Genomic DNA, 5,963 nt, shown 5'->3' on the forward strand with positions numbered 1-5,963 from the left:
CGGCACCGGCGGTGCCGCCTGCACGGGAGGTGGAGCCTGCACGGGTGGCTGAGCCTGCACGGGTGGCTGGGGCGCTGACGTCTGCGGCGCGGTGGGAACCGGCTGCGCAGGAGCCGCCGGGGCGGCATCCGGGGTCGGCGAAGTCTCCTGCTGCTCCCGCAGCCGTTCGCGCTCACGCAACTCGCGGCGCGTCAGCGGGGGTTCCTGCGACGACGTCATTCGACACTCCGATAGAGATGGTGCTTGGAGATGTACTGGACGACCCCATCGGGCACCAAGTACCACACCGGGAATCCCCGGCGCACCCTGTCCCGGCAGTCGGTCGACGAGATCGCAAGTGCCGGAACCTCCAACAAGCTTACGTCCTGCTCAGGCAAACCCGAAACGGACAGCACGTGTCCCGGGCGACTCACAGCGACGAAGTGCGCGAGTCGCCAGAGCTCGTCGACGTCCTTCCACGAGAGGATCTGCGCGATCGCGTCGGCACCGGTGATGAAGTACAGGTCGGCGTCGGGGCGCTGCTCATGGAGGTCGCGGAGCGTGTCGATCGTGAACGTGGGCTTGTGGCGGTCGATGTCGACCCGGCTCACCGTGAAGCTGGGGTTCGAGGCGGTCGCGATGACCGTCATGAGATACCGGTGCTCAGCGGGCGTGACGTCGGCCTTGTAGCTCGGCGCGCCCGTGGGGACGAACATCACCTCGTCGAGGCCGAGTGACTGCGCCACCTCGCTCGCGGCCACGAGGTGACCGTGATGGATGGGGTCGAACGTGCCGCCCATCACGCCGATGCGTGGCCGACCGTTCTCACCCGTCATCTCGCGGAGACCCGCTCAGTGCCCGCCGTGCTCGCTCCCGCCGTGACGGGCCGCGTAGGCCTCGGCCTTCGCGCGGTGGCGGTTGGCGACGTCGCGGTAGGACGCGGCGACGAACGCGAGCGCGGCGAAGATGATGATCGCGACCAGGCCGTACATGAACGGCTCCATCGGGAGCTCTCTCGCGTGCACCGTCTCGGTGAGTACCGTGCCGGTCAGCACTGCGGTGGTGAGGCTCATTCGCCGTTCCTTTCGATCCTGCGGGTGTCGCTCGTGACAGTCTAGCGACGTCAGGCGCGCACGTGCCCGGCACCGCGCACGATCCACTTCGTGCTGGTGAGCTCGGGCAGGCCCATCGGGCCGCGGGCGTGCAGCTTCTGCGTGGAGATGCCCACCTCGGCTCCGAAGCCGAACTCGGCGCCGTCGGTGAACCGCGTGGACGCGTTCACCATGACGGCCGCGGCATCCACTTCGTTGAGGAACCGCTCGGCGTTGCCGAGGTCGTTCGTGACGATCGACTCGGTGTGCTTCGTGGAGTACCGCCGGATGTGGGCGAGGGCGTCGTCGAGCGAGTCGACGATGCCCACCGAGAGGTCGAGGCTCATGTGCTCGGTGGCCCAGTCGTCGTCGGTGACCGCGAGCGCCTCGGGCCGCAGCGATCGCACGCGCTGGTCGGCGTGGATCGTGACTCCGGATGCCTCGAGCCGGTCGAGCACCGGCGGCAGCAGCCGCTCGGCGGCCTCCCGGTGCACGAGCAGGGTCTCGAGGGCGTTGCACACGCTGGGGCGCTGCGTCTTCGCGTTGTGCACGAGCTCGACTGCCCAGTCCTCGCGTGCGCTCGCGTCGAGGAACATGTGGACGACCCCGGCTCCGGTCTCGATGACGGGGACGCGGGCCTCGTCGACGACCGCCTTGATGAGGCCGGCGCTGCCGCGCGGGATGAGCACGTCGACGTAGTCGCGGGCCTGCATCAGGTGGCGCGCGCCGGCGCGGCCGAAGTCGTCGACGGTCTGCACGCCGTCGGCCGGCAGCCCGGCAGCCTGCAACGCGTCGCGGAGCACGCCGAGGAGCACCGCGTTCGTCTGCTCGGCGGCGCTGCCGCCGCGGAGCACCACGGCGTTGCCGCTCTTCAGCGCGAGCACGGCGATGTCGATGGTCACGTTGGGGCGAGCCTCGTAGATCGCACCCACCACGCCGAGGGGCACGCGCACCTGGTCGATGCGCACACCGCTGGGGAGGGAACGACCGCTCACCGTCTCGCCGACCGGGTCGGTGAGGGCGATCACCTCGAGCACGGCGTCGGCGAGGGCGGCGATGCGGGCCGGATCGAGCGCCAGCCGGTCGAGGAGCCCGGCGGCCAGGCCCCCCTGCCGACCCGCTTCGAGGTCGCGCGCGTTCGCGGCGACGATCTCGTCGGTGCGCTCGCGAAGGATCGAGGACACCTGTGCGAGCGCCGCATCCTTCTCGGATGTCGTCGCGCGCGCGAGGCGGTACGAGGCCTCTTTCGCGGCGGCGAGGCGCGCGTCGATCACCGTGGTGTCGAGGTCGGGGTGCTCCATGCGACCAGCCTAGGCGAGGTCGGATTCGCCGCCTCGAGTGTGACGAACCGGTGCCGCGTCGAACCAGGTGCCGATCTCGGCGCCCGCGAGCGCCTCGGCGACGAGCGGGGTCGCCGTGATGAGCACGGCGGCTCCCGCCTCTGCCGCGATGCGGGCGGCGGAGACCTTCGTCTCCGCTCCCCCGGTGCCGACGCCGGCGCGCCCGACGGAACCGATCTCGACGCCGGCGAGCCCGTCGCCGAACGCCACATGGGCGATCCGCTCCGCGCCCTCCAGGTGCGGCGGCCTCGTGTACAGGGCGTCCACGTCGGAGAGCAGCACGAGCAGGTCGGCACCGATCAGCTCGGCGACGAGGGCCGCGAGCCGGTCGTTGTCGCCGAAGCGGATCTCGTGCGTCGCAACGGTGTCGTTCTCGTTCACGATCGGCAGGATGCGGAGCGCGAGAAGGCGGTCCATGGCCCGCTGGGCGTTCGACCGTGGCGTGGCGTGCTCGAGGTCGCCGGCGGTGAGGAGCACCTGGCCGGCGACGATGCCGTAGCGGTCGAGCGAGTCCTGATAACGGAACACGAGCAGGTTCTGCCCGACGGATGCCGCAGCCTGCTGCGTCGCGAGGTCGGTGGGCCGCGCATCGAGCTTGAGGTAGGGCATGCCCGTGGCGATGGCGCCCGAGGACACGAGCACCACCTCGGTGCCGCGCTCGTGCGCGGCCGCGAGGGCGTCGACGAGCGGGCCGATCTGCCCCGCGTTCGCGCCGCTGATCGAGGACGAGCCGACCTTCACGACGATGCGCCGGGCATCGGGGATGTCGGCGCGCGTGCGCGGTGTCACCGTTCGCCCTCCCCCGATCCCTCGCCGTCCGCCGGCTGCAGGTCGTCGACGGCGACCTCCACGTCGGGGTCCTCGCCCCACAGGCCGGCCTCGCGCTCGCGTTGGAGCTCGGCGCGGGCTTCGGCCTTCGCATCCATGCGCTCGTGGTACTCGGTCTTGCGCTCGGCGCGGGTGGCCCGGCGATTGTCGTCGAGGCGGAGGTCCGCGCCGCGCGGTGCGGTGATGAGCTCGGCGGTCGAGGTGAGGGTCGGCTCCCAGTCGAACACGACGCCCGACCCGGGCCCGATGACGACGGTGGAGCCGGCGACTGCGCCGGCGCGCACGAGCGCGTCCTCGACGCCGAGCCGCGCGAGGCGGTCGGCGAGGAAGCCGACGGCCTCGTCGTTCGCGAAGTCGGTCTGGTGCACCCAGCGCTCGGGCTTCACGCCGAGCACGCGGTAGAGCGTGCCGTAGCTGCCGCCCTCGGGGCGCACGACGAAGCCCGAGTCGTAGACGGCCTTCGGACGCATCACGATGCGCGGGGCCTCGGGGGCGGATGCCGCGGCGGCGCGGGCCTCGTCGACGAGCTCGCCGAGCGCGTAGCCGAGCTGCCGCAGGCCCTCGTGGCTGACGGTCGAGATCTCGAAGACGCGGTAGCCGCGCCCCTCGAGCTCGGGACGCACGAACTCCGCCAACTCGCGGGCCTCGGGCACGTCGACCTTGTTCAGGGCGATGAGCTGGGGCCGATCGAGCAGCGGCACCTGGCCATCGGGCACAGGGTAGGCGGCCAGCTCGGCGAGGATGATGTCGAGGTCGCTGAGCGGGTCGCGCCCGGGCTCGAGCGTCGCGCAGTCGATGACGTGCAGGAGCGCCGAGCAGCGCTCGACATGGCGGAGGAACTCGAGGCCGAGCCCCTTGCCCTCGCTCGCGCCCTCGATGAGCCCGGGCACGTCGGCGACGGTGAACCGGTGGTCGCCCGCTTCGACGACACCGAGATTCGGATGCAGCGTGGTGAACGGGTAGTCGGCGATCTTGGGCCGCGCCGCGGAGAGCGCGGCGATGAGGCTGGACTTGCCCGCCGATGGGAAGCCGACGAGTGCGACATCAGCGATGGTCTTCAGCTCGAGCTTCACCTCGCCCTCGAACCCGGGCGTGCCGAGGAGCGCGAAGCCGGGGGCCTTGCGCTTGGTGCTCGCGAGGGCGGCGTTGCCGAGCCCGCCCTGCCCGCCGGGGGCCACGACGAAGCGCATGCCCGGCTCGGTGAGGTCGGCGAGCTCGCTGCCGTCGGGGTCCTTCACGACGGTGCCGACGGGAACGGGGAGCTCGAGGAGCTCGCCTGCCGCGCCCGAGCGGTTGTCGCCCATGCCCGGCTGGCCGTTGTCGGAGGAGCGGTGGGGGCGCCCGTGGTACGCGAGGAGGGTCGTGACGTTCGGATCGGCGACGAGCACGATGTCGCCGCCGTGGCCGCCGTTCCCGCCGTCGGGGCCCGCGAGGGGCTTGAACTTCTCCCGGCGTACCGAGACGCACCCGTTGCCGCCGTGGCCGGCGCGCACGAACAACGTCACCTGGTCGACGAAGCTGACCATGCCGCATCCCTCCTCACGGGGTGAAAACGCGTGAGGGCGAGCCGAAGCCCGCCCTCACAAGACCTGTCGGTCGACTATTCGCCGGCCGCCACGATGTTGACGACCTTCCGGCCGCCCTTGTTGCCGAACTGCACAGCGCCCGCCTCGAGGGCGAAGAGCGTGTCGTCGCCGCCGCGACCCACGCCAGCACCCGGGTGGAAGTGCGTGCCGCGCTGGCGGACGAGGATCTCGCCCGCGCTGACGACCTGGCCGCCGAAGCGCTTCACGCCGAGGCGCTGGGCGTTCGAGTCACGACCGTTGCGAGTGGAGCTCGCTCCCTTTTTGTGTGCCATGTCTGTATCTCCTTGCGGGCCGCTGCTACTTGATGCCGGTGATCTTGACGCGCGTGAGCTCCTGACGGTGCCCCTGGCGCTTCTTGTAGCCGGTCTTGTTCTTGAACTTCTGGATCACGATCTTGGGGCCGCGAAGGTCGTTCAGGACCTCAGCCGTGACCGTGACCTTTGCGAGCGACTTGGCGTCGGAGGTGATCTTCTCGCCGTCGACGAGGAGGACCGGGATGAGCGAGACGTTGCCGTCCTTGTCAGCCTTGATGCGGTCCATCGTCACGATGGTGCCGACTTCGACCTTCTCCTGCCGACCGCCGGCGCGCACTACTGCGTAAACCACTACTCGTACCTATCTCTGGGGAACCCGGGGGTTCCGGCTGTCTGATGGGGTGTCACTGCGCGGGACCCCAGCGGGAAGGAGGGTCGTCACTGCCAGAAAACTGTGCGGGCACACCGGGATAAGCGGTGGCACCAACGGTCGAGTTTACCTGATGCCCGATGGTCGGTCAAACGCGCGTCCCCGGCGAGTCGCTCGAGGCGCCCGGGTAGGATCGGCGACATGGCCGTGCTCATCGACCCCCCGCTGTGGCCCAAGCACGGCACGGTGTGGTCGCACCTGGTGAGCGATCACTCGATCGAGGAGCTTCGCGCCTTCGCCCAGCGCGCGGGGGTGCCGCCGCGGGCGTTCGACCTCGACCACTACGACGTGCCTGCCGAGCGCTACGACGAGCTCGTCGCGGCCGGTGCCGAGCCGGTGCCGCCGCGCGAACTCGTGCGACGACTCGCCGCGAGCGGGCTCCGGGTCACGCCGCGCGAGCGACGAGCCCGGAGAACCGGCTCAGCGCTCGGCTGAGTCCGCGGTCGCCGAGCCGT

Annotated in this window: 8 protein-coding genes and 1 pseudogene; 1 reads left to right on the forward strand and 8 read right to left on the reverse strand. The window is 70.9% G+C overall.

Going from position 1 to position 5,963, the window contains the following annotated elements:
• The 8 genes and pseudogenes from GH736_RS24620 to rplU all read right to left on the reverse strand — a co-directional run.
• Positions 1-219: pseudogene (locus GH736_RS24620) on the reverse strand (hypothetical protein); the annotation flags it as partial.
• Positions 216-815, reverse strand: coding sequence for a nicotinate-nucleotide adenylyltransferase (gene nadD, locus GH736_RS15540; protein ID WP_159604947.1), 600 nt, complete (start codon positions 813-815; stop codon positions 216-218). The gene nadD and the pseudogene GH736_RS24620, both read right to left, overlap by 4 nt.
• Positions 816-830: 15 nt before the next feature.
• Entirely contained in the window at positions 831-1,052 is a 222-nt protein-coding gene (locus tag GH736_RS15545) for a hypothetical protein (protein ID WP_159604949.1), read from the reverse strand.
• 50 nt (positions 1,053-1,102) lie between these two features.
• Positions 1,103-2,371, reverse strand: coding sequence for a glutamate-5-semialdehyde dehydrogenase (locus GH736_RS15550; protein WP_159604951.1), 1,269 nt, complete (start codon positions 2,369-2,371; stop codon positions 1,103-1,105).
• 9 nt (positions 2,372-2,380) lie between these two features.
• On the reverse strand, positions 2,381-3,199 hold the full coding sequence (proB, locus tag GH736_RS15555; RefSeq protein WP_159604953.1) for a glutamate 5-kinase: 819 nt from the start codon (positions 3,197-3,199) through the stop codon (positions 2,381-2,383).
• Positions 3,196-4,764, reverse strand: a complete 1,569-nt coding sequence (gene obgE / locus GH736_RS15560) for a GTPase ObgE (RefSeq protein WP_159604955.1) — start codon at positions 4,762-4,764, stop codon at positions 3,196-3,198. The genes proB and obgE overlap by 4 nt, the downstream gene beginning before the upstream one ends.
• Before the next feature lie 74 nt (positions 4,765-4,838).
• Complete coding sequence (gene rpmA / locus GH736_RS15565; RefSeq protein ID WP_130352862.1) at positions 4,839-5,096, reverse strand: 50S ribosomal protein L27; 258 nt, start codon at positions 5,094-5,096, stop codon at positions 4,839-4,841.
• A gap of 25 nt (positions 5,097-5,121) precedes the next feature.
• Positions 5,122-5,430, reverse strand: coding sequence for a 50S ribosomal protein L21 (gene rplU / locus GH736_RS15570; protein ID WP_159604957.1), 309 nt, complete (start codon positions 5,428-5,430; stop codon positions 5,122-5,124).
• 219 nt (positions 5,431-5,649) lie between these two features.
• On the opposite strand from rplU, the gene GH736_RS15575 reads away from it, so the two are divergent.
• The gene (locus GH736_RS15575; protein ID WP_159604959.1) at positions 5,650-5,943 is read left to right on the forward strand and encodes a DUF4031 domain-containing protein; all 294 of its coding nucleotides are present in this window, start codon (positions 5,650-5,652) and stop codon (positions 5,941-5,943) included.
• Positions 5,944-5,963 lie beyond the last annotated feature (20 nt).

This window comes from Agromyces humi (genome assembly GCF_009720255.1).
GTDB classification, from domain to species: domain Bacteria; phylum Actinomycetota; class Actinomycetes; order Actinomycetales; family Microbacteriaceae; genus Agromyces; species Agromyces humi.